The sequence below is a fragment of the Roseateles sp. P5_B10 genome (assembly GCF_056400485.1).
The window spans coordinates 1-536 of record NZ_JBFULE010001730.1 but is presented as its reverse complement, the minus strand read 5'-3'; the positions used below and the strand labels follow the sequence as shown (position 1 = coordinate 536).

Annotated in this window: 1 protein-coding gene; it reads right to left on the bottom strand. The window is 63.8% G+C overall.

What is annotated here, in order from left to right; genetic code table 11:
* Window positions 1-536, bottom strand: a 536-nt coding sequence (locus AC1DU6_RS35575; protein WP_477863325.1) for a class II aldolase/adducin family protein, incomplete at both ends; no start/stop codon positions are given.

Sequence of the window (536 nt, the reverse complement as noted above, 5' to 3'; positions counted from 1 at the left end):
TTCCTCGCCCAGCAAATAGCTCACCGATCCGCCCAAAGCGAGCGCCTGCGACTGCAGCTGCGCATTGACGTTGCTGTAATGGGCGCGAAACACCGCCATCGGAATGGTGGATGCCACGACCACGCTGCCATGGCCGCGCATCAGAGCGACGCTGCGATCGCCGAGCGTACTGGCCAGCGCCTTGCCGAGTTGCGCGTTGCTGACCAGCATGTTGCTCATGCCGGCGCTGTCGCGAATTTCGAACACCGGCACCTCGGGAAACAGGAAGGCGCCAAGGTGGAACACCGGCCGCAACGGCGTGCTGCTGACGCTGAAGGGGATGATCCCGGGCGAATGCGTATGGACGACGGCTTTGACGTCGGGCCTGGCCTTGTAGATCTCGCCATGGATGAAGCGTTCGAGGAAGCTGGCGCGTCCCTTCGCATCGACCGGATTGGAATCGAGGTCGTATTCCATGATGTCGTCGGCGGTCACGAGCGCCGGAGCCACGGAGCGCCCCATCAGATAGCGGTTGGGGTCGGTCGGGTGGCGCATGC